This is a genomic window from Staphylococcus rostri (assembly GCF_002902145.1).
In the GTDB taxonomy this organism is placed as follows: domain Bacteria; phylum Bacillota; class Bacilli; order Staphylococcales; family Staphylococcaceae; genus Staphylococcus; species Staphylococcus rostri.
In genome coordinates this window covers 14,809-36,563 of sequence record NZ_PPRF01000018.1, presented here as the reverse complement: position 1 = coordinate 36,563, position 21,755 = coordinate 14,809, and the positions used below count along the sequence as shown (strand labels likewise).

Sequence of the window (21,755 nt, the reverse complement as noted above, 5' to 3'; positions counted from 1 at the left end):
ATATATCGCTTTACAAATTTCGATATATCGTTTAATATTTAGATATATCGAAATGTCTTAAAAAATAAAAATATGAGGATGATTTGTATGTTTAAAAAGGATTTTAGTATGATGAAACATGGTATGGCACACTTTGAAAAGTTTGATATGGCAAAAGGCTTTGATAGTTTTAGTCGTCATGGAGAGCACGATCGCTTTTTCAAAAAAGGGAATTTACAATTTGTTATTTTACAAATGATTGCACAAGAACCTAGACATGGCTATCAGATTATTAAAGACTTAGGAGAACGCTTTAAAGGCTTCTATTCTCCAAGTCCTGGTTCTGTCTATCCGATTCTTCAAATGTTAGAAGATCGAGAATTTGTTTCTATCTCTAAACATGGTAACAAGAAAATCTATTCAATTACTGATGAAGGAAAGCAATTTTTAAGTGAACATGCAGATCACGATGTATTCAAACAACGTCAAGAACAATTTAAAAATGTAGACTTTGAACAAATGAATGCAGCACGTGAACAAGTACAAGAAGTATTTCGCGGTTTTATGAAAGCGAGTAAGCAAGCACTACATGATCCAGAAATGAAGAAAGAATTAGATGCATTAATTGAAGAAACAAAACAAAAATTAGCCCAACTTAATCAATCATAAGTTCTATCAACGAAAAACACGACAGCCCAATGTATTGAATACATTGACACTGTCGTGTTTTTCGTACTATTTATATGATTAACGTTGTTGACGTTGATAATAACGCTCTCTTGCTTCTTCATACTTGATTTGTTTAGCAATAATTAATAATAAGCCCATCGCAATACTCAAACTCATCATGGACGAGCCACCAAAACTAATAAATGGTAGCGGCACACCTGTTAATGGAATGAGTCCTGAAATACCACCTAAGTTAACAAACGCTTGAATACCAATATAACTTGCAATCCCTACGCAGACAAGCTTGTAGAAATATGAATCTGTTCGTGACGCCAAGCTCAATGCACGATAAACGATAGAATATATCAGAACGAGTACCACTAACGCACCAACAAAACCTAATTCTTCACAAATAATCGCAAAAATAAAGTCTGTGTGTGGCTCTGGTAAATACCCCAGCTTCATGACACTATTGCCGAGACCGCGACCAAACAGCCCACCGTTCCCAATCGCCAGCAGTGAGTTTGCCAAGTGATAACCAATCCCTGATTCATAATTGAATGGATTTTCCAATGCGCTAAAGCGTGCTGTTAAATATGCCGGTAAAATATTGACACGGAAAATAATGATGAACACTAGAACTAAGACAAGTCCTAGAGACGCATACATTATGACTTTCAGTAAGTTCTTAACGCCAATTCCTGAATACACGATAATACAAAAGAAAATCGAGCCAATTAACAATGTTTGCCCAACGTCTTTTTGGAGTAATACAAGACTAATAATCGCCCCGACAAAGATAATCGGTCCGATAATGACCATTGGATTTTGTTGAATTTGAATTTTTTTACGATCGATGATGTACGGCACATATAGGATGATTCCAATTTTGAGCAACTCAGAAGCTTGGAGATTCATAAACCCTAAGTTAATCCAACTCTTAGACCCATTGATTTCGCTACCGAATGCTAACGTCGCAAACAGTAACAGCAGGATAACACCCATCATACCGAGTTGTACGTTACGATTTTTGAGAATGCGTACGTCCATCACGTAAGCCATAAAAAATACAATCCCAAAGCCAACAATGACGTAAATCAACTGACGCATATAAAAATAGGTTCCCGACACTGGAATACCACCCGTCAGTGTCCCACGTGTTGCAGCAACCATACTCGCACTATAAACCATCGTCAGACCGATCAAACAAAGTGCAACATATGTGATTAATAATGGAAAATCGATATATTTGGAAGACCTCAAAATATATCGAAAAAAGTTTCTTATTCGGTTCATAGATTTAATACATCCAATTCATGACATTTATCACGCATAACAAAATGAGAAAGGGACAAACTTAAACCCCTTAGCAGTCCGTGTTTATGTTGTCCCATGTTCATCATTATACGCGTAAAAATGCTTCGTGTAGTTTTGATAATTCTTTCTCAAGACGTTGCATTAACGCCTTGCCATCTTCTTGATCAACTAAGCCTAAATTTACAGCAAAGTTAACTTCTTTCTGTAAACCATACATTTGTGTATCCAATACCTCTTCATACAAAGGACATTGTGGCAACGTTAAATTATCTATTTGAACTTTGATTAATTGTAAAATGCGATCTGCATCTTGGTTCAATTGGTCATACGCAGCAGTTCTATAATCGTGTTGCTTGCTCATGACGGACTCCCCCCATTAATTTATCTTCATGTAAAAATTCTATCTTATCCATAGTTAAAAAGCAAGTAAATTCCAAACGTCCCGACCGTCATCTATGCTAAAATAGAACTAGCTATAACAAGGGAGTGCATAAATTATGATTCAAATTAAAGGTGCCGTGAAATTTCCAATTACTTTAGATAGTACAACTTGGATTTTTGACGATCGCAAAGTCACAATTGAAGACTTAGAAAAAGGGGTTTTTGAAGGCGAAAAGCCAATTAAGTTTGAAGATAATCGTGAATGGAATCGTGCCATTTTAGAAGGTCAAACAAATCCACCAACGCTAAATTCTGAAATTGAATATAAAAAGCGTGCGGTGTTACAAGGTTCTTTCGTTATTAATATGACACCATTCTTTAAAAATGCAGAACCACACGACGAGGCATCTATCATTCGTCTATCAAATGATTCTGACCATATTGATGTTCCTTTTACATTACTACCTTATCTGTTTTTCCAATTTGCTAAAGATGGCAAACGTCTCTATGAAGATAACGGGGTAGATAGTTTTATTTACACACCTGATGAAGGCTACCAATATCAATTCAAACACGTTACACATATTGAGGTGCTATAAACCATGCGAAAAGTCACTTGTGTTATCTGTGACACGGAAGTGATGCTTGACGAGAATACATTGCTTGCCAAGCGTCTTAAAAACAACCCAATTCGAACTTTTATGTGTGATGAATGTAAGAGTCGCTTGGACACACCACGTCAACGACCTGCCCAGCCCTATCATCACGAAAAAAGTCATGATGCCTAAATCTTGCGCATCATGACTTTTTATTTACATATTAATGTTTCTTAGGAGATGGATAATGACCTGCTGCAAAAGCCTGCCATAGTTCTTCTGGCAACTGATGTTTATCTTCTCGTTCTGGATCAAAGTAATCAATAATCTCTTCTTCACGTCCAGATTCAATCTTTTCAACAAGTGCAGGGTCGAACAATAAACCACGGCCTAATGCTAACAACGGCGCACCCGTTGCATGTGCATCCAACACATCTTGTCCACTATAAATAGAACCGACACCAATTAATGGCATGCGATTATCAATCCAGTCTAATAATAATGAGATGCGTTTCTCACCTTGATATTCACCTTCACGCGTTACGGAATGAATATCGCCTAGTGACACGTGTAAATAATCTAACGGTTTCTCAATTAACGCATCTACTAAACATTTTGTACGTGACATCGTAATACCTGGAGACTCCGCTTCTTCAGGAGAAAAACGATAACCGATAATAAAGTCTTCAGGTCCTTCTTCATCAACCACACGTACCACTTCATCTACAACTGCCATTGGGAAACGTAATGGCTCGCCCCACATATCTTCACGACGGTTATAGTATGGTGAGAAGAATTGATGAATGAGATAGTGGTTGGCACCATGAATTTCAACACCATCAAAGCCTGCTTGAATCGCTAACGATGTGGCATGACCAAAATCTTTAATCGCTTGTTGGATTTCATCCCCCGTCATTGCGCGTGCATGATGTGGCTCTTTATTAAAAAAGCCAAGTGTATCCACTTCGCTCGGCCCTTTCACATCGCCATTCGGTACGAGATTAGGTAGAGATTTTACACCACCATGATGAATTTGTACAACAGCTTTCGCACCGTTTGCTTTAATCGTTTCCGCAATGCGACGTAAGCCTTCAATATCTTCGTCTTTAGAAATTGAAGGTTGCCCTGGAAAAGCTTGCCCTTCAACATTGGTATAGCTCGCTGCTGTAATACCAAGACCAATACCTTTCGTACGTGAATCCATATATGCGACTTCACGGTCTGACACTGTACCATCCTCATTAGAAATTGTATGCGTTAATGGCGCAAGAACGAAACGGTTTTTTAACGTACTGCCGTTTGCGAGTGTTAATGGTTGGAACAGCGGTTGAAATGCCTCTTTCATGTTGAACATCCTCCTATGTGTACGATCATTCTTTTTATGATTGCTATAAACAACAATTGTAAATAACAATATTTTCTAATCTGGTTACTTATGTTAAATGAGCACACAGTTGAAATCAAGTTTTCTACTCATGAGTACACGCAAAATAGACATAAAGCCTCAAAAAAGTTCACACATCCGTCTTAAATATAATCTAAAAAACACTCAACTACCTATACTCAGTAGCCGAGTGTTTCTATAATACGCGATTATGCGTTATCTTCCATCATTTGTTTAATACGTTTCGCTTCTTTTTCACGTTGTCCTTTGTTCAAGATTTTCTTTCTTAAACGAACATTTTCAGGCGTTACTTCTACCAATTCATCATCATTGATAAATTCAAGCGCTTCTTCAAGTGATAGAATACGTGGTTTTTTCATTGTTTCCGTTTGGTCTTTCGTTGCTGAACGGACGTTTGTTTGGTGTTTCACTTTTGTGATGTTGACAGTTAAGTCATTTTCACGGTTGTTTTGACCAACAATCATCCCTTCATACACTTCAGTACCAGGTTCCATAAAGTTGACACCACGGTCTTCTAAACCTAAGATTGCGTACTCACTTGCGCTACCTTGGTCCATTGACACAAGTACACCGTTACGACGACCGCCAAGACGTCCTTTAATACGTGGACGGAACTCATCGAATGTGTGGTTGATGATACCATAACCACGCGTCATTGACATGAATTCTGTTGTGTAACCGATTAAGCCACGTGCTGGTACGTTAAAGATAAGACGTGTTAAGCCGTTATCAGTCGTTACCATATCGACCATTTCACCTTTACGTTGTCCAAGTGATTCGATAATGGCACCTGCGTATTCTTCAGGTACTTCTGCTTGAACACGTTCAAATGGTTCGTGTAACTCGCCGTCAATCTCTTTCAAGATAACTTGTGGTTTCGATACTTGTAATTCAAAACCTTCACGACGCATATTTTCAATTAAAATAGATAAATGTAATTCCCCACGTCCAGCAACTGTCCATGCATCTGGAGAATCAGTTGGTGTTACTTTCAATGAAACGTCTGTCTCAAGTTGCGTATCTAAACGTTCTTGAATTTGACGTGCTGTTACGAACTGACCTTCACGACCTGCGAATGGTGAGTTGTTAACACGGAATGTCATTTCTAATGTTGGTTCATCAATACGTAATACTGGTAATGCTTCTTGGTTATCTTGCGGTGTAATTGTTTCACCAACGTTGATATCCTCCATACCAGATACGGCAATTAAGTCTCCTGCATACGCTTCTTGAATTTCTTCACGTTTTAAACCGAAGAAACCAAAAATTTTTGTGACACGGAAGTTTTTCACTGCACCATCTAATTTGATTAATGATACGCTATCGCCCACTTTAATCGTACCGCGGAATACACGTCCGATACCGATACGTCCAACATAGTCGTTATAGTCTAACAACGCTGGTTGGAATTGTAATGGTTCGTCACGATTGTCGATTGGTGCTGGTACGTAATCTAAAATTGTTTCGTATAAGCACTGCATGTTTTCGTCTTGTTTGTCTGAGTCAAGGCTTGCTGTACCATTTACCGCTGATGCATATACAACTGGGAACTCTAATTGTTCATCATTTGCATCTAACTCGATAAATAAATCTAATACTTCATCAACAACACCTTCTGGGCGTGCAGACGGCTTATCAATTTTGTTCACAACAACAACTGGTTTCAAGTCTTGCTCTAACGCTTTTTTCAAAACAAAGCGCGTCTGAGGCATTGTCCCTTCGTAGGCATCTACAACGAGTACAACACCGTCTACCATTTTCATAATACGCTCTACTTCTCCACCGAAGTCTGCGTGTCCAGGTGTATCTAAAATGTTAATACGTGTTCCTTTATAATCGATCGCTGTATTTTTCGCTAAGATTGTAATCCCGCGTTCTCTTTCGATATCATTCGAGTCCATTGCACGTTCTTCAACATGCTCGTTCTCACGGAAAATACCTGATTGTTTTAATAATTCATCGACCAATGTTGTTTTACCATGGTCTACGTGAGCAATAATCGCAATGTTGCGCACATCTTCTCTTCTACTTGTCATACTGTAATTCCTTTCATGAGTAAATTGCCACTTTCTTTTGTAACTTGTTTATTATATCATATATATGCACAGATGAAACAATGAGGTGGGGTTAAGAATGCAAAAATCTAAAACTATTTTTCTTGTTTTGGCGATTATTGCCGTTTTCTTTTTAACAATGTTTAGTTTTGCTATTGCTGCAGGGAGCCTATTATGGATGGTCATCACCTTTGCACTCATGATGGCAACATTCGGTTACGGTTTTAGTTTGAAAAAGAAATATCGTGAAAACGACTGGTTATAATATCTTACAACGCACCACACAACGTACAAGAGAGAAACAGGACATGACATCATATGTCCTACTTCTCTCTTTTTTGGTACTATTTTTTTACGTGATATTTCTGATGCAATGCTGTTAGAAAGTCGTGTTGTGGCTGCAAGTACTGACTCATAATTTCTTCATGTACAGCCTTATTACCGACAACGACCGAATTCGGATGCGTCAGCGCTAACGATTCTCCTAAAAAGTTCGTCGCAACGCCGCCTACTTCATTCAATATAATCATTCCACCTGCATAATCCCACGGTTGCAAACGCGGTGTCATATACGCAGCCAGCTGACCTGTCGCTACATGGACAATCTCCAATGCTGCCGAACCATATGCACGTGTACTTCTTGACGCACTGACAATCGGTTCTAATACCGGGCTAATCGGTTTGCCCGCCAGCCAGTTGGCATTAACCGCAATAATACTTTGGGCAAGTGCTGTGTCCGCTACCGGCTCTAATAAACGCTCATTTTGGTATGCACCAAAGCCCGCTTTCGCATGGTACAATGTGTCTCTCATGACATCATATACAAAGCCAGCATATGGTTTTCCTTCCTTAAATACACCGACCGAAATCGCAAAGTTTTCCCCTTGATGGACAAAGTTTAACGTCCCATCAATTGGATCAATCACCCATGTTATACCTTCTAATGACGCTACATCATGACCATGACCTTCTTCGCCAATAATTTGATGTTGTGGATATGTCGTCGTAATTTGATCGACTAAAAATTGTTCCACCGCTTTATCAACGTTCGTCACGAGATCATTCGGATTCGATTTTGTTTCTATTTCTAAAGCTTCCGTCATCCACTGACGCAAGTTGTTGCCCGCTTCTAATACCAAACCTTTGGCATAATCATATAAATGCATATACCTCACTCCTATTGCCTATATTATACATGAAAATAGTATAAGATGAATGTGACACGTATTGGGATATGCTACAATAGAATCATTCTAATATAACTTAGGAGGTATCTTATGGTACGTTACACATTTAATGAACAAGATTTTAAAGTTTTTGAAGTAGATGGTTTAACAGAACGCATGGCCGCGCTTGATACATACATTCGACCACAACTCCGTGCTTTGGGAGATTACTTTGCCGAATATTTAGAAACAGTCACTGGCGATAAGTTTTACCCACACGTTGCAAAACATGCACGTCGTACGGTCAACCCACCAAAAGATACTTGGGTAGCTATCGCGACAAATTCACGTGGCTATAAAATGCAGCCGCACTTTCAAATTGGGCTCTTTGAAGATCATCTATTCATTATGTATGGCATGATGCACGAAGATCCTAACAAAGCACAGGATGTTGAAGTGTTTGAAAAAAATATTGATACACTTGTGACATTACCATCAGACTTTCAAATTTCACTTGATCATACGAAACCAGATAAGTCTAAAATTAGTCACTTAGCAACTGAAGGTGTTGAAAAAGGAATTGCACGTGCAAAAAACGTTAAAAAAGGTGAATTTTTCGTAGCACGTTCTCTTAAACCGGGAGCACCTGAATTAAAAGATGATGAAACATTTCTAGCATTTGTTGAAGAAACATTCGATTATTTATTGAAGTTTTATCGCTAATAAGAAAGACGGTACGCCATCAATGGGTGCACCGTCTTTCTTCATATACATATTATAATGAACGATTGTCTTGGTTTGCAGCCACATATTGTGGATTTTTAGGCTTACGTACGAATAACATAATACCTGCGATAATCCATAATAGACCTGCAATAAAGCTACCACTTAGGAATACACCTGTTACAGCGGCTAAGACAAGTAAAATACCTGCTAAAATATTTTTACGGAATAAAAATACCGCAACTAATGCTAAAATGAATGGAATAATTGCCATTACTGCTGTCGTTGCAATCGTTGCGCCGCCAGCTTCAACTAATTGATTTGGGTCATAACCTTGTTCCATTAATTCCGCTTGTAGTTCACGATTTTGTCCTACAATCTTTGGAAACAGTGTCCCTGCTCCAACAATAAGCATGCCCCAAATAGCATGTAATACAATCCCAATCCATGTTAATACCTTTTCTACTGTTCTTTTAAAAGGTTTCATTGGTGGTTCATATACTGATTGTTGACCAGTCGCCATTGGATCTTGATGTGACTGGTACGTATAATTATCTGACATATGATGTGCCTCCTTTTCTTATTCTTTCCCCTTACATTAAAACATAAAACATCTAAAATGGCTAATCACATTGAAATGATGCATTTTTAGCCAAAAAAAGCTAGAAACAGACGATGATCCATCCATTTCTAGCTCATTTTGTATGGCGTTTATAACTACTTCTCTTCAGTAGTGTCTTTCTCAGCCTCTTGCTCAGCACGTGCTTGATTCATCTTCATACGGTCCTCATAGTTTTGACGACGTTGTGATGATGCACTTGGTCTATTTTTACGTTGTTCTTTCTCATACGCTTTCTTCGCTTTACGCGCTTCTTTGCGTTCCGCTTTGAGTTGTGCCTTTTCTGCTTTTCTTTGCTGTTTTAATTCATCTTTTGTTAACGGCACATCCGCTTCTTGCGTATTGTACGTATACGCATATTCATCTTGTGGCGCATCGCCGTACACATCCGCTTGTTGTGCATTTTCAACATCTTCTCGCACCAGCGTATCATCCAAAGTATCTGCATCTGCCACTTCAGAAGACTGCGTATCCACATTTTCGTCCATATCTGACTGCTTATGATGATATTTTGCTGAACGTGATAAAACAGCAGGTTCATCATCTTGTCGTGTCGGTTCAGCAGTTGCTTCACGACGGACTTCCTCGTTAGATTGTTGTGCTCGTACAGGTTCTGCTTCTGGTGCGTGCGGTGGCTCATACACTGGCCCACGACCATATTCAAATCCATCATACATTGGTACCGTCTCTAGTCGTGCTTTACGACCAAACATCATCAATGCAATGATAAAGAAGAAAATCGGCACTAACATCACGATAAGTGGTAATGTTAAAATCGCTACGCCTAAAAATAACAGCCCTGAAATAATACGATGATTCATTGAAATTAATGCTAAAAATGAAATCAATAGACATACAATTAGGTAGACGATAAACGCCCAAACACCATTTTGTAGCTGGATAACTAACTCTGTTGACGTCATATTATAATTTGCGAGCCAACCCTGTATTGTCGGATTGTTTGCAAGTTCTACTTCTAAATTTTGTATTGAACTTTCATTGCTGAATAGTACTAATCCGAAGAACATTGCAATGACAGTCGTTCCTAATAATAGAATCCAACTCAGCCAGCCTAGAATCTTCTCGGCGACTCGACTTACAGGACGTCGAACTTGCGTATATATATCACCTGTCATAATGTCACTCCTCGTTGTTTTTCCTTATATTATATCGCATTTTACTACGATTCACGAAACTATAACCCCATCTTGAAATTCAAGAAACGTTCGTTATATTCACTTAATACATCCGTTCCTAAATCTTTATAAACTTCTAATCGCTGTTGCGTCTCCTCAGTAGGATAAACACGTGTATCGTTCTTCAATTCATCAGGTAACAAATCTCTTGCCGTTTTATTCGGCGTACCATATGCCACCCATTCTGTATTTTGACAATTCACTTCAGGTTCTAATAAAAAGTTCATAAATTGATGTGCGCCTTTGACATTTTGCGCTGTCTTTGGAATAACCATATTGTCAAACCATAAGTTCGAACCATCTTTCGGCACGACATATTGAAAACGTTCATCTTCTTGGAATAATGGGGCAGCCGAACCACTCCACATTACCGCAACACTCGCTTCATGTTGTTCAAGCATCATCGTTACTTCATCGCCAACAACACCACGAATGTTCGGTGCGAAAGTTTTCAAATGTGCTTCCGCTTCTTGTAAATGTTGTGAGTTGGTATCATTCAAACTATACCCCAGACTATTCAATCCTAATCCTATCACTTCACGTGCACCATCGACAAAAATAACGTCACCCGCTAAGCGTGGATCCTTTAAATCTGCCCAATGTTCAAACGTCATGTCCGGATATTTTTCTTGATCATATAAAATACCAACCGTTCCAAAGAAATACGGCAATGAATATTGATTATCCGGATCAAACGGCTGATTCATATAGTGTTGATCCAAATGCTTCATATTTGGAATTTGTTGATGATCCAAAGGTATTAACAGATTCGACTTTTTCATCTTTTCTATCGTATAGTCACTTGGAAACGCGACATCATAATGCGTCCCACCATTTCGAATTTTGGCTTCCATCGCTTCATTAGAGTCAAACGTTTCATAAATAACCTTAATGCCGGTTTCTCGCTCAAACTGTTGAATTAACTCGGGATCAATGTATTCGCCCCAGTTGTATACATACAGTTCTTCACGCTGTTGCTTTACTTGATCATGACTGACCCAATAACCAATACCTAGACTGATTATCCCGAGAACTAAAGCACCACCAATTAATTGGACAAATTGTTTCATTGTGACACCCCTTGTCTCTTAAGTTGTTGCTTACGTTGGTAACGTAGCAGTAATTGGTAACCAATCAGACCAATCATAATGACTGCGAATAGCAATGTCGATATTGCGTTGATTTCCATACTTACACCGCGACGTGCCATCGAATACACTTCAACAGATAACACGCTAAAGCCATTACCTGTGACGAAGAAACTTACCGTAAAGTCATCCAACGAGTACGTCAATGCCATAAAAAAGCCACCAATAATCCCCGGCATAAGCTGTGGGATTAAAATCTTCGTCAGCAATTGCCATTCTGTCGCACCTAAGTCTCTACCCGCTTCAATAATTGACTGATTCATCTCATAAAGTTTAGGTAAGATGACAATCACGACAATCGGAATACAAAAGGCAATGTGCGAGACAAGTACAGATGTAAACCCTAAGCTAAAGCCCGTGTAGTGACCAATCGCCGTAAACATGATTAAAAACGATGCACCGATGACAACGTCTGACGATACCATTAATACATTGTTAAGCGTCAATAACGACACTTTCAGCATCTGCTGGCGAATTTGGTAAAGTACCAACGCACCAAACAGACCAATCACCGTTGAAATCGCAGCAGCAATCAACGCAACAGCAATCGTGTTAAAGACAACCTGTAATAAACGCTTGTTCGCCAATAGCGATTCGTAATGCTCGAGCGTAAATCCTTCAAAATGGATCATATTGCCAGTGCTATTAAACGAATAAAGCATCAAAAAGAAAATCGGCACATACAATATGATAAGTAAGCCGTATAAATAAGCCTTTCCAAACCATTTCATCGTGATGTCCCTCCTTGGTCTTTAGTGCGCGTTAAAATCAAGGTGAGCATCATAAACAACACTAAAAATAGTGCGATTGTCGCACCCATACCAAAATTTTGAATGACTAAAAATTGCTCTTCAATCGCTGTACCAATATTAATAACCTTATTCCCTGCAATCAAACGTGTAATCATGAATAGTGACAATGCGGGAATAAACGTGACTTGAATCCCCGTCTTAACACCTTCAATTGTTAATGGAAATAATACTTTACGTACCACTGTCAGCGTATCAGCACCGAGATCTTGTGCCGCAAAGAACATTTGATCTGGAATATCTTTCATACTGTTATAGATAGGTAACAGCATAAACGGCAAATAAATATATGCTGCTACTGCCACGAACGCAGGCGCTGTAAATAATATGGTCTGGGATGGAATATGCAACACATTCAAAAATTGGTTGATAATACCATCATGACTGAAAATCCCAATAAATGCATATGTCTTGAGTAGTAGATTCATCCATGTCGGAATAATCATCACTAACAACCACGTTGCCCCGTGACGCGACTGACGAATAAAATATGCTGCAGGATAACTAAATAAAAGGCAAATCATTGTAATAATCGCCGCATACATAATAGATTCCAACAACATACGCATATAACGCCATGTTAAAAACTGCTCATAGTTCGTTAACGAGAAGTGTCCTTGCATATCAGTAAATGAAAAATAAACGAGCAATGCGACTGGAATTAGAATAAAACCAATCATCCATAGCCAATATGGAATGGCAAGCCAGCGATTAAGATGTTTCATCGTTACCATCTCCATATCCTTCAATACGTGCATCAAACTCTTCTTCCGTCTCACCTGGTACCATGATGTGAATCGCTTCAGGTTCAAAATCTAAACCAACGCGTGATCCAATTTCTGCATTTTTTGTCGATTGAATCGTCCATTCGTAACCTTTAGGGTCTTCGCAAATAATTTCATAATGTACGCCACGGAATAACGTTGACGTCACAGTCGCTTGGAATAACCCTTTTTCAGCTGGAACGAGCGAAATATCTTCCGGTCTAATCACCACATCTACCAATGTATTCGGTGCAATCGCTTGGTCCACACAATCGAAATCTTGCCCGTATATATTCACCACAAAGTCTTCAATCATCGTTCCTTCAACGATATTAGATTCGCCAATAAAGTCAGCCACATAACGGTTTACAGGCTCGTCATAAATATCAAGCGGCGTACCGAACTGTTCTACCTTGCCTTTACGCATGACAAATATATAATCGCTCAGTGCCAGCGCCTCTTCTTGATCATGTGTAACAAAGATAAACGTAATACCTAGTCGCGATTGGATTTCACGCAACTCGTACTGCATTTCTGTTCGTAGTTTAAGATCTAACGCAGATAATGACTCATCCAGTAATAAAATCTCTGGTTCATTCACAATCGCACGTGCAATCGCAATACGTTGTTTCTGACCACCACTAAGCGCTTGAATCGGACTGTTAATATACTCTTCTAACTTAACTAACTTCAATGCTTCTTTTACTTTGTCATCAATCTTTTGCTTACTGAGCTTTTTGAGTTTTAACCCGAAAGCAACATTGTCATACACATTCAGATGCGGAAACAACGCATAATCTTGGAACACTGTATTTACTTGTCGCTTATTCGCAGGTAAATCATTAATTCTATTACCTAAGTAGACAATATCCCCAGCATCAGCTGTTTCAAAGCCCGCAATCAGCTTCAGTATCGTCGTCTTACCACAACCAGAAGGCCCTAGAATTGTATAAAAATAGCCTGACTCTATTTCAATATCGATACCGTCTAGAATAACTGTACCGTCATAGGCTTTTGTAACCTGATCAAATGTTAATAAAGGTGCCACATGCGTTCCTCCTATAAATAAGATGATGTTGCTACAATTAATATTTGCGCTTCTACATCGCCGTTATTAGATAATCTGTGTTCTTTTGTTGCTTTAAAATAAAGTGCATCCCCTTGTCTCGCCTCAAACACTTCGTCACCTAATGTAAGTGTGACAACACCATTTAAACAATAAATAAATGTATCAGACATTGATGGTTCAAATGGTTTATATGCCGCATGAGGTTGAAGTGTTAGCAACAATGGTTCCATTTCAAACTCATTAGAAGTTTTAACTGGCCACTGTAAAAAATACCCCTTATCACTTTCATCATACGTCAACTGTTCCTCACGTGGATAGTGTACCTTTGTCACTTGTTGTTGCTCAAAAAAATCACGTGGTGTTGTGCCAAGGACTTCCAAAATATTAAGAAACGTCTCCATGCTTGGGGAAGTCTTGTTACTTTCCAACTGTGATATGTATCCTTTAGACAAGTCTGTACGCTCACCCAGTTCTTCTTGCGTCAAATTCTTTAGATGCCTTAAATTTTTTATCTTTTGACCAATTTCCATTTTGTCACCCACATGTTCTTATCATTCCATATAAAAAAGCTGCATTAAGTTTACTTTTACTAAACATTTTGTTTAACGCTTAATAAAAATAACAAAATACAGCTCTAATTACAACCATTTTTTGACCTTTTTTATAAATTGCTCAAAGTTTTCGCATCCGGCGTATTCTTCGCTTTTTTCACCACTTGATAACTGTCATAACCACTTGCTTTTTTGAAGTCATCAAAGATGTTTTTCTCGTCTGCTTTACCCGGCACGACACGTTTGAATGCACGGTAGTTCTCCATCAAAGTGTCACGCTCTACCGACGATTCATAGTACGCTTCAATTGCGTTGAAAAATTGAATCACATCGATCATTTCTTCATTCGACCAGTCGACATCAATTGGATAATGGTATTCCATAGTGTTACCTCCTTTATTGTGTTTTGTTAAAAGAGAAAAAGAGACCAAGCACGATGGCTCAGTCTCTTGATATATCAAAACATATTATTACATTGTGTGGATTGGTAAACCGATTGCTTTTTCAGCAGCTTCCATGCTCATTTCACCTAAAGTTGGGTGAGCGTGAACAGTTAATGCGATATCTTCTGCATTCATGCCTGCTTCGATAGCAAGACCTAATTCAGAGATAACGTCAGAAGCACTTGTACCAACAACTTGTGCACCGATTAATGTGTCGTCTTCTTTAAGTGTGATTAACTTAACGAATCCGTCAGTATCGTTTAATGATAATGCACGACCGTTTGCTTGGTAAGGGAATTTAGAAGCTTTGTAAGCAATACCTTCTTCTTTTGCTTGTGCTTCAGTGTAACCCACTTGAGCAAGTTCAGGTTCTGTGAAACATACAGCAGGCATACCGATGTAATCAACTTCAGCATTTTGTCCTGCGATTGCTTCAGCAGCAACTTTTGCTTCATAGCTTGCTTTATGTGCTAATGGAAGACCCGGAACAATGTCACCAATTGCAAAGATACTGCTTACTGAAGAACGACCTTGTTTGTCTACTTCAACTAAGCCACGATCTGTAAGTTTAACGCCAGCTTCTTCTAAACCTAACTCATCCGTATTTGGACGACGACCTACAGTAACTAATACGTAGTCAGCTTCGATTGTTTTTTCTTCGCCTTTAACTTCATAAGTTACTTTTACGCCGTTATCAGTTTCTTCAGCTGATTTTGCTAAAGCTTCAGTTTCGATTGTCATACCTTTAGCTTTCATTTTTTTCTTAACTGGTGCAACCATTTGTTTTTCGAATCCACCAAGGATTTCTTTTGCACCTTCAAGAATTGTTACTTCTGTACCGAAGTTAGCGTATGCAGTACCTAACTCAGAACCGATGTAACCGCCACCTACAACAACTAATTTCTTAGGTACTTCTTGTAAGTTTAAAGCACCTGTTGAATCTAATACGCGACCACCGAATTTGAAGTTAGGAATTTCGATTGGACGTGAACCAGTTGCAACGATTGCATTTTTGAAGTTGTAAGTTTGTGCACTTGTTTCATTCATAACGCGTAAGCTGTTACCATCAACGAAGTAAGCTTCACCTTTAACGATTTCAACTTTGTTACCTTTAAGTAACGCTTCAACACCGCCTGTTAATTTGTTAACAACAGAACCTTTGAAGTCTTGTACTTTACCAAAGTCTAAAGTTACGTTTTCAGCTGTAATACCTAACTCTTCACCGTGTTGAGCATGATCATAACGGTGTGCTGCATTTAAAAGTGCTTTTGATGGAATACAACCAACGTTAAGACATACACCACCTAGGCTACCTTTCTCAACGATTGTTACTTTTTGTCCTAATTGTGCTGCACGAATTGCGGCAACATATCCACCTGGACCTGCACCTACGACAATAGTATCTGTTTCAATTGGAAAATCTCCGACTACCATATTTTACCCCTCCATTAATAATAGTTCTGGATTGTTTAATAAACGCTTGATATGGTTCATAGCGTTTTGACCAGTCGCACCATCAATTTGTCTGTGGTCAAAGCTTAATGATAATGATAATACTGGTGCTGCTACAATTTCGCCATCTTTAACGATAGGTTTTTGAGCGATACGACCAATACCTAAGATTGCAACTTCTGGGTGGTTGATAACTGGTGTGAACCATTGGCCACCTGCAGAACCGATGTTACTAATAGTACATGTTGCACCTTTCATTTCATCAGATGTTAATTTACCATCACGTGCTTTAACAGCAAGTTCATTGATTTCATCTGAAATTTGGAACATAGATTTACGATCAGCGTGTTTTACTACAGGTACTAAAAGACCTCTTTCTGTGTCTGCAGCAATACCGATGTTCCAGTAATGTTTGTGTACCACTTCGCCTGCTTCTTCATTGAATGAAGTGTTAAGCGCTGGGTATTTTTTCAATGCAGAAACTAATGCTTTTACAACGTATGGTAAGAATGTAAGCTTCGTACCTTGCTCAGCAGCGATTTCTTTGAATTTTTTACGGTGATCCCATAATGCTTGAACATCAATTTCATCCATTAATGTTACGTGAGGCGCAGTGTGTTTAGAGTTAACCATTGCTTTTGCAATCGCCTTACGCATTGCAGGGATTTTTTCAGTTGTTTCAGGGAATTCACCTTCAACAGAAGCTGCTGGCGCCGCTGACGCTGCTGGTGCTGCTGTTTCAGTAGATTCAGCTGATACTGTTTCTGTTGCAGCAGCTGCTTGACCGCCACCGTTTAAGAATGCATCAACGTCCTCTTTTGTAATTCTACCATTTTTACCTGTACCATTAACAGCTTTAATGTTCACATTATTGTCACGTGCATATTTACGCACTGATGGCATCGCTTTGATGATACGGTTTTCGTCAACTTCTACATCTGCTTGAGGGGCTGCAGCAGGTGCTTCTTCTTTAACTTCTTCTTTTGGTGCTTCTTCTTCTTTAGCGTCGTCGCCATGATCACCTTTGAATTGAATATCGCCCGCATCAGGTGCATCGATTTTTACAATTGTGTCACCAACGACAGCAACAGTACCTTCTTCTACAACTACTTCTTCAATTGTTCCTGTTACAGGAGATGGAATTTCTACAACTGATTTGTCGTTTTGTACTTCACATAGAATGTCATCTTCTTCAATAGCGTCTCCAGCTTTAATGAACCATTTTACAATTTCACCTTCGTGGATACCTTCACCAATATCTGGTAATTTAAATTCAAATGCCACGTTGTTTCCTCCTAATTTAAATCAATATTTTTCTCTGTCGAATCTTAGGTGTCATTTCGTTATCTATAAAAAATCTTAAAAGCAGCTCGCTAAGAGTAAATCCCTCAACAACATTGAATGATTTTCCGAAGCGAGCTTACTTTTAATACATCATTGCTCCAAAAGAGACAACTCACATAACAATCAATCTGTTATTAGAATTCTAATGTTTCTTTTACTTTTTCAATGATATCATTTTTATTTGGTAACCAAACATTCTCAGCTTGAGTGAATGGGTAGATTGTGTCAGGTGCTGCAACACGTCCGATAGGTGCTTCTAATGAAAGAATTGCACGTTCTGATAATTCAGCTACAACGTTTGCGCCTACACCAGCTTGTTTTTGAGCTTCTTGAACAACGACAACGCGTCCAGTTTTTTCTGTAGAAGCTACTAATGTGTCGATGTCTAATGGTTGAACAGTACGTAAGTCGATTACTTCGATTGAGTGACCGTCTTTTTCAAGTTCTTCAGCAGCTTTCATAGCTTCTTGTACCATTGCACCGTAAGTGATAATTGTTAAATCAGTACCTTCACGTTTAACGTTCGCTTTACCGATTTCAATTGTGTACTCTTCTTCCGGTACTTCTTCACGGAATGAGCGGTATAATTTCATGTGCTCAAGGTATGCAACTGGGTCGTTGCTACGGATACTTTCGATTAATAAACCTTTTGCATCGTATGGGCCTGATGGGATAACCACTTTAAGACCTGGAGATTGCGCAAGGATACCTTCTAAGTTGTCCGCGTGAAGTTCTGGTGTGTGTACCCCACCACCAAATGGCGTACGGATTGTAACAGGTGCCGCTTTAGAGTTACCAGTACGGAAACGGTGACGTGCGATTTGACCTGCTACTGAGTCAAATACTTCATATACGAAACCTAAGAATTGGATTTCCATGATTGGACGGTAGCCTTGAGTTGTAAGACCTAATGCTAAACCACCGATACCAGATTCAGCTAAAGGTGTGTCGAATACTCGGTCTTCACCGAATTCTTTTTGTAAACCTTCAGTTACACGGAATACACCACCGTTAACACCAACGTCTTCACCAAAAATCAAAGTGTTTTCGTCGTTTTTAAGTTCAGTTGCTAGCGCATTGTTAATCGCTTGAACCATTGTCATTTGTGCCATGGCTTACTTCGACTCCTTCTCTTTGTAAATTTCATATTGTTCTGCAAGGTTTTGTGGCATATCTTCATACATGATTTCCATTAATGAAGTTACTGTTTGTTTTGCAGTGTTGTCTGCTTCTTTGATTGCAGCTTTGATTTCTTCTTTAGCTTGTTCAATCACTTCGTTTTCTTTTTCTTCAGACCATAAACCTTTGTTTTCTAAGAACTTTCTGAAACGTACAAGTGGGTCTTTTTTCTCCCATTCTGCATCTTCATCAGAAGTTCTGTAACGTGTTGGGTCGTCACCAGCCATAGTATGAGGACCATAACGGTAAGTCATTGTTTCGATTAACGTTGGACCTTCACCAGCGATAGCACGATCACGCGCTTCTTTAGTAGCTTGGTATACAGCTAATGCATCCATACCATCAACTTGGATACCAGGGATACCTACTGCAACTGCTTTTTGTGCTAATGTTTCAGCAGCAGTTTGTTTTGAACGTGGTGTAGAAATCGCGTAGTTGTTGTTTTGGATTACAAAGATTGCTGGTACTTTATAAGCTGACGCGAAGTTAATACCTTCATAGAAGTCACCTTGTGAAGAACCACCGTCACCAGTGTAAGTAATTGCAACAGCTTTTTTACCACGTTTCTTAAGACCAAATGCTACACCTGCTGTTTGAATGTATTGTGCACCGATAATGATTTGTGGGCTCAATGCATTCACATCGTCCATTTGGTTACCTACGAAGTGTCCACGTGAGAATAAGAAAGCTTTTGTTAATGGTAAACCGTGCCAGATTAATTGTGGTACGTCACGGTAACCTGGAAGAATGAAGTCTTCTTTTTCTAATGCAAATTGTGAAGCAAGTTGTGATGCTTCTTGACCTGCTGTTGGCGCGTAGAAACCTAAACGTCCTTGTCTGTTTAAAGAAATTGAACGTTGGTCTAAAATACGTGTCCAAACCATTCTTCTCATTAATTCAACTAATTCTTCATCTGATAAATCTGGAAGCAAATCTTCATTAGTTACATTACCATCTGTATCTAAGATTTGAACCATTTCAAACTTCGATTCAGTATCTTTCAATACTTGTTCTGCATCGAATTGGGCTTTTAACTTAGCAGCCATGCAATTCACCATACCTTTCCCGTTTTTATATATATTTCATCCTAAATAATTGTAACACACAACTGTGTAATTTTTAAGTGGTTTGATTCAAGTTCTGTAATAGTTGATAACATTACAGTTACACAAACTGTTATAGTCTCTGTTTTCAACTGTTATAGTCTAACTATTGATAATTGGTTCCACATCAGCACGTTCAGTTTGTGCCTTACGAATCGATTTAGAATACGCTTTGACTTTATTGTTCATCTCTTTTTGTGCAGTTTGTAGTGCTTTTGACTTTTCGTCTACACCCTCTTGGTTACCTGACGCATCTTGGAAATAGCTGAATAAATCTTTTTCTTTTGCAATGACATCTTTATAACCGCTGATAAACGCTTCATGTTTAGCATATTTGTCTTCTAATGCTTTGTTGAATTCATCTAATTCTTTTTTATCCTCTTTGTCTTCTACTTTTGCTGCTGATTTTTGAAGTGTTTCAAATGCTTTTTTAGATTTCATCATGGCATCTTCTTCTTTTTTCAGTTCTGCTTCACGCTTTGCTGCATTATCAAGAAATAACTTCACTTTATCTTGTACAGTTGAAATATCTTTACCACTGACTTCTTTAGAGATTTTCTCTTTTTCTTTCTCAAGATTGTTCATTTCTTTATTTACTTGTTGGATTGGCGCTTCTGCTTTTTGAAGTTTCGTTAATCCGTCATTGTACTTTTCAAATTGTTCGCCGTCTTTGTTACACCCTGCAAGTAGAACAGTTGCTGCTAATGCAAGACCTAATGTTTTTTTCATTTTCATAAGCTTTTTAGCCTCCTTCATTGTCACTGGTCATTTTAGTGAAAACGGTGAGATAAATCAAACGATAATCTGTTGCACACAAGGTTAAGACAAAAGTGGTTATGGTTTCCACGAATCGAACAATGTTGTTAGCGGGACACTGCAATAAAATTTTGACTAAGGTTTGAACTTTTTATAGTGCCCTCAAGTTTTGTCGATAGTACTGCTTTTTGAACACCGATTATTGAATTTCCAGTGCACGCGTATACTGTGTCTCTTTCTTAAGTAATATTCCTATTCCATTCTAACTTTTTTTGATATATTGATACATAAGGAAGGTGTCAATATGTTAACAATGAAAGATATTATACGTGACGGGCATCCAACACTTCGTCAAAAAGCTGAAGCGTTGACATTCCCACTCACTGATGAAGAACGACAAACATTATTAGATATGCAACAATTTTTACGTGATAGTCAAGACCCTGAAATGGCTGAGAAGTATCAACTAAGAAGTGGTGTTGGTATTGCCGCACCTCAAATCAATGTGTCAAAACGTATGTTTGCTGTTTATCTCCCGGATGATGGTAACGGCAAATCTTATGACCTCGGTATTATCAATCCTAAAATCGTCAGCCACAGTGTACAAGATGCCTACTTGCCAACTGGTGAAGGTTGCCTAAGCGTTGATGAAGATGTACCAGGATTAGTACACCGTCATCATCGTGTGACAATTAAAGGATTTGATATTGACGGTAATGAAGTGAGTTATCGTCTAACTGGCTACCCTGCCATTGTCTTCCAACATGAATTGGACCATTTGAATGGCGTGATGTTTTACGATCATATCGACAAAGAAAATCCACTTACTCCTAAAAATGGTGCCATTGAAGTGTAATACCATTATTGATTATCTATACCATCAGAGATCGTTAGCTCTGGTGGTATTTTTTGATTAGGCACGCGTGTCCCGTTATTCCATCAATTTTTCCCGCTTTATTCTTGTTGTTAAGCATATTTTTCTATATTTCCAAGTTCATTTTATGCAGTGTTTTAAGTTCTTTTCAGACATTC

General features: G+C 38.6%; 24 protein-coding genes. 6 read left to right on the top strand and 18 right to left on the bottom strand.

Features of this window, described 5'->3' with window-relative positions; genetic code table 11:
* The first annotated feature begins 87 nt into the window (after positions 1 to 87).
* Positions 88 to 648 (top strand): PadR family transcriptional regulator, encoded by a 561-nt coding sequence (locus CD122_RS03640; protein ID WP_103357647.1) that lies wholly within the window; start codon positions 88 to 90, stop codon positions 646 to 648.
* Between the two features lie 78 nt (positions 649 to 726).
* On the opposite strand, the gene CD122_RS03635 is transcribed toward CD122_RS03640, so the two are convergent.
* Entirely contained in the window at positions 727 to 1,821 is a 1,095-nt protein-coding gene (locus tag CD122_RS03635) for an FtsW/RodA/SpoVE family cell cycle protein (protein WP_373694276.1), read from the bottom strand.
* Positions 1,822 to 2,050: 229 nt separating this feature from the next.
* Positions 2,051 to 2,326, bottom strand: a complete 276-nt coding sequence (locus tag CD122_RS03630; RefSeq protein ID WP_103357645.1) for an Fpa/YlaN family protein — start codon at positions 2,324 to 2,326, stop codon at positions 2,051 to 2,053.
* A 136-nt stretch (positions 2,327 to 2,462) separates the two neighbouring features.
* Here CD122_RS03630 and CD122_RS03625 point away from each other — a divergent pair, with 136 nt between their 5' ends.
* Complete coding sequence (locus CD122_RS03625) at positions 2,463 to 2,945, top strand: hypothetical protein (protein WP_103357644.1); 483 nt, start codon at positions 2,463 to 2,465, stop codon at positions 2,943 to 2,945.
* Between the two features lie 3 nt (positions 2,946 to 2,948).
* Complete coding sequence (locus CD122_RS03620) at positions 2,949 to 3,134, top strand: DUF2197 domain-containing protein (protein WP_103357643.1); 186 nt, start codon at positions 2,949 to 2,951, stop codon at positions 3,132 to 3,134.
* 31 nt (positions 3,135 to 3,165) lie between these two features.
* Here the strand turns inward: CD122_RS03620 and CD122_RS03615 are convergent, their stop codons facing one another.
* Both CD122_RS03615 and typA read right to left on the bottom strand, forming a co-directional pair.
* A complete protein-coding gene (locus tag CD122_RS03615) occupies positions 3,166 to 4,287 on the bottom strand; it encodes an NADH-dependent flavin oxidoreductase (protein ID WP_103357642.1) in 1,122 nt (373 codons plus the stop codon).
* A 248-nt stretch (positions 4,288 to 4,535) separates the two neighbouring features.
* Positions 4,536 to 6,383 (bottom strand): translational GTPase TypA, encoded by a 1,848-nt coding sequence (gene typA / locus CD122_RS03610; RefSeq protein ID WP_103357641.1) that lies wholly within the window; start codon positions 6,381 to 6,383, stop codon positions 4,536 to 4,538.
* Between the two features lie 97 nt (positions 6,384 to 6,480).
* Between typA and CD122_RS03605 the strand changes: the two genes are divergently transcribed.
* Positions 6,481 to 6,666, top strand: a complete 186-nt coding sequence (locus CD122_RS03605) for a DUF5325 family protein (protein ID WP_103357640.1) — start codon at positions 6,481 to 6,483, stop codon at positions 6,664 to 6,666.
* Between the two features lie 79 nt (positions 6,667 to 6,745).
* On the opposite strand, the gene CD122_RS03600 is transcribed toward CD122_RS03605, so the two are convergent.
* On the bottom strand, positions 6,746 to 7,567 hold the full coding sequence (locus CD122_RS03600) for an inositol monophosphatase family protein (RefSeq protein WP_103357639.1): 822 nt from the start codon (positions 7,565 to 7,567) through the stop codon (positions 6,746 to 6,748).
* A 111-nt stretch (positions 7,568 to 7,678) separates the two neighbouring features.
* On the opposite strand from CD122_RS03600, the gene CD122_RS03595 reads away from it, so the two are divergent.
* Positions 7,679 to 8,290 (top strand): YktB family protein, encoded by a 612-nt coding sequence (locus tag CD122_RS03595; protein WP_103357638.1) that lies wholly within the window; start codon positions 7,679 to 7,681, stop codon positions 8,288 to 8,290.
* Positions 8,291 to 8,342: 52 nt separating this feature from the next.
* Here CD122_RS03595 and CD122_RS03590 read toward each other — a convergent pair whose 3' ends face one another.
* The 13 genes from CD122_RS03590 to CD122_RS03530 form a co-directional block, all read right to left on the bottom strand.
* On the bottom strand, positions 8,343 to 8,852 hold the full coding sequence (locus tag CD122_RS03590; protein ID WP_240624113.1) for a DUF4064 domain-containing protein: 510 nt from the start codon (positions 8,850 to 8,852) through the stop codon (positions 8,343 to 8,345).
* A 155-nt stretch (positions 8,853 to 9,007) separates the two neighbouring features.
* Complete coding sequence (gene auxB / locus CD122_RS03585; RefSeq protein ID WP_103357637.1) at positions 9,008 to 10,045, bottom strand: lipoteichoic acid stability factor AuxB; 1,038 nt, start codon at positions 10,043 to 10,045, stop codon at positions 9,008 to 9,010.
* A 59-nt stretch (positions 10,046 to 10,104) separates the two neighbouring features.
* Entirely contained in the window at positions 10,105 to 11,175 is a 1,071-nt protein-coding gene (locus tag CD122_RS03580; protein WP_103357636.1) for an ABC transporter substrate-binding protein, read from the bottom strand.
* On the bottom strand, positions 11,172 to 11,984 hold the full coding sequence (locus CD122_RS03575; protein WP_103357635.1) for an ABC transporter permease: 813 nt from the start codon (positions 11,982 to 11,984) through the stop codon (positions 11,172 to 11,174). Before CD122_RS03575 ends, CD122_RS03580 begins: the two co-directional genes overlap by 4 nt.
* A complete protein-coding gene (locus CD122_RS03570; RefSeq protein ID WP_103357634.1) occupies positions 11,981 to 12,787 on the bottom strand; it encodes an ABC transporter permease in 807 nt (268 codons plus the stop codon). Before CD122_RS03570 ends, CD122_RS03575 begins: the two co-directional genes overlap by 4 nt.
* Positions 12,774 to 13,874 (bottom strand): ABC transporter ATP-binding protein, encoded by a 1,101-nt coding sequence (locus CD122_RS03565; RefSeq protein WP_103357633.1) that lies wholly within the window; start codon positions 13,872 to 13,874, stop codon positions 12,774 to 12,776. The genes CD122_RS03570 and CD122_RS03565 overlap by 14 nt, the downstream gene beginning before the upstream one ends.
* Before the next feature lie 11 nt (positions 13,875 to 13,885).
* On the bottom strand, positions 13,886 to 14,425 hold the full coding sequence (locus CD122_RS03560) for a helix-turn-helix domain-containing protein (RefSeq protein ID WP_103357632.1): 540 nt from the start codon (positions 14,423 to 14,425) through the stop codon (positions 13,886 to 13,888).
* Between the two features lie 131 nt (positions 14,426 to 14,556).
* Complete coding sequence (locus tag CD122_RS03555) at positions 14,557 to 14,829, bottom strand: UPF0223 family protein (protein ID WP_103357631.1); 273 nt, start codon at positions 14,827 to 14,829, stop codon at positions 14,557 to 14,559.
* An 87-nt stretch (positions 14,830 to 14,916) separates the two neighbouring features.
* Positions 14,917 to 16,323: a dihydrolipoyl dehydrogenase gene (gene lpdA, locus CD122_RS03550; RefSeq protein ID WP_103357630.1), complete on the bottom strand. Its 1,407-nt coding sequence runs from the start codon at positions 16,321 to 16,323 to the stop codon at positions 14,917 to 14,919.
* A 3-nt stretch (positions 16,324 to 16,326) separates the two neighbouring features.
* Complete coding sequence (locus CD122_RS03545; protein WP_103357629.1) at positions 16,327 to 17,625, bottom strand: dihydrolipoamide acetyltransferase family protein; 1,299 nt, start codon at positions 17,623 to 17,625, stop codon at positions 16,327 to 16,329.
* A 194-nt stretch (positions 17,626 to 17,819) separates the two neighbouring features.
* Positions 17,820 to 18,797 (bottom strand): alpha-ketoacid dehydrogenase subunit beta, encoded by a 978-nt coding sequence (locus CD122_RS03540; RefSeq protein WP_103357628.1) that lies wholly within the window; start codon positions 18,795 to 18,797, stop codon positions 17,820 to 17,822.
* Between the two features lie 3 nt (positions 18,798 to 18,800).
* Positions 18,801 to 19,910: a pyruvate dehydrogenase (acetyl-transferring) E1 component subunit alpha gene (gene pdhA / locus CD122_RS03535; RefSeq protein WP_103357627.1), complete on the bottom strand. Its 1,110-nt coding sequence runs from the start codon at positions 19,908 to 19,910 to the stop codon at positions 18,801 to 18,803.
* Between the two features lie 159 nt (positions 19,911 to 20,069).
* Positions 20,070 to 20,702 (bottom strand): YkyA family protein, encoded by a 633-nt coding sequence (locus CD122_RS03530; RefSeq protein WP_103357626.1) that lies wholly within the window; start codon positions 20,700 to 20,702, stop codon positions 20,070 to 20,072.
* 325 nt (positions 20,703 to 21,027) lie between these two features.
* Here CD122_RS03530 and def point away from each other — a divergent pair, with 325 nt between their 5' ends.
* Positions 21,028 to 21,579: a peptide deformylase gene (gene def / locus CD122_RS03525; RefSeq protein WP_103357625.1), complete on the top strand. Its 552-nt coding sequence runs from the start codon at positions 21,028 to 21,030 to the stop codon at positions 21,577 to 21,579.
* Positions 21,580 to 21,755 lie beyond the last annotated feature (176 nt).

Excerpts from the sequence above, each read along its gene's own strand:
- CD122_RS03615 (WP_103357642.1), bottom strand. The coding sequence starts at position 4,287 with ATGAAAGAGGCATTTCAACCGCTGTTCCAACCATTAACACTCGCAAAC.
- CD122_RS03605 (WP_103357640.1), top strand. The coding sequence starts at position 6,481 with ATGCAAAAATCTAAAACTATTTTTCTTGTTTTGGCGATTATTGCCGTT.
- CD122_RS03620 (WP_103357643.1), top strand. The coding sequence starts at position 2,949 with ATGCGAAAAGTCACTTGTGTTATCTGTGACACGGAAGTGATGCTTGAC.
- CD122_RS03635 (WP_373694276.1), bottom strand. The coding sequence starts at position 1,821 with ATGGTTGCTGCAACACGTGGGACACTGACGGGTGGTATTCCAGTGTCG.
- lpdA (WP_103357630.1), bottom strand. The coding sequence starts at position 16,323 with ATGGTAGTCGGAGATTTTCCAATTGAAACAGATACTATTGTCGTAGGT.
- CD122_RS03555 (WP_103357631.1), bottom strand. The coding sequence starts at position 14,829 with ATGGAATACCATTATCCAATTGATGTCGACTGGTCGAATGAAGAAATG.
- CD122_RS03580 (WP_103357636.1), bottom strand. The coding sequence starts at position 11,175 with ATGAAACAATTTGTCCAATTAATTGGTGGTGCTTTAGTTCTCGGGATA.
- CD122_RS03640 (WP_103357647.1), top strand. The coding sequence starts at position 88 with ATGTTTAAAAAGGATTTTAGTATGATGAAACATGGTATGGCACACTTT.
- pdhA (WP_103357627.1), bottom strand. The coding sequence starts at position 19,910 with ATGGCTGCTAAGTTAAAAGCCCAATTCGATGCAGAACAAGTATTGAAA.
- CD122_RS03600 (WP_103357639.1), bottom strand. The coding sequence starts at position 7,567 with ATGCATTTATATGATTATGCCAAAGGTTTGGTATTAGAAGCGGGCAAC.
- CD122_RS03560 (WP_103357632.1), bottom strand. The coding sequence starts at position 14,425 with ATGGAAATTGGTCAAAAGATAAAAAATTTAAGGCATCTAAAGAATTTG.
- def (WP_103357625.1), top strand. The coding sequence starts at position 21,028 with ATGTTAACAATGAAAGATATTATACGTGACGGGCATCCAACACTTCGT.
- CD122_RS03540 (WP_103357628.1), bottom strand. The coding sequence starts at position 18,797 with ATGGCACAAATGACAATGGTTCAAGCGATTAACAATGCGCTAGCAACT.
- typA (WP_103357641.1), bottom strand. The coding sequence starts at position 6,383 with ATGACAAGTAGAAGAGAAGATGTGCGCAACATTGCGATTATTGCTCAC.
- auxB (WP_103357637.1), bottom strand. The coding sequence starts at position 10,045 with ATGACAGGTGATATATATACGCAAGTTCGACGTCCTGTAAGTCGAGTC.
- CD122_RS03590 (WP_240624113.1), bottom strand. The coding sequence starts at position 8,852 with ATGTCAGATAATTATACGTACCAGTCACATCAAGATCCAATGGCGACT.
- CD122_RS03595 (WP_103357638.1), top strand. The coding sequence starts at position 7,679 with ATGGTACGTTACACATTTAATGAACAAGATTTTAAAGTTTTTGAAGTA.
- CD122_RS03575 (WP_103357635.1), bottom strand. The coding sequence starts at position 11,984 with ATGAAATGGTTTGGAAAGGCTTATTTATACGGCTTACTTATCATATTG.
- CD122_RS03530 (WP_103357626.1), bottom strand. The coding sequence starts at position 20,702 with ATGAAAATGAAAAAAACATTAGGTCTTGCATTAGCAGCAACTGTTCTA.
- CD122_RS03630 (WP_103357645.1), bottom strand. The coding sequence starts at position 2,326 with ATGAGCAAGCAACACGATTATAGAACTGCTGCGTATGACCAATTGAAC.
- CD122_RS03625 (WP_103357644.1), top strand. The coding sequence starts at position 2,463 with ATGATTCAAATTAAAGGTGCCGTGAAATTTCCAATTACTTTAGATAGT.
- CD122_RS03570 (WP_103357634.1), bottom strand. The coding sequence starts at position 12,787 with ATGAAACATCTTAATCGCTGGCTTGCCATTCCATATTGGCTATGGATG.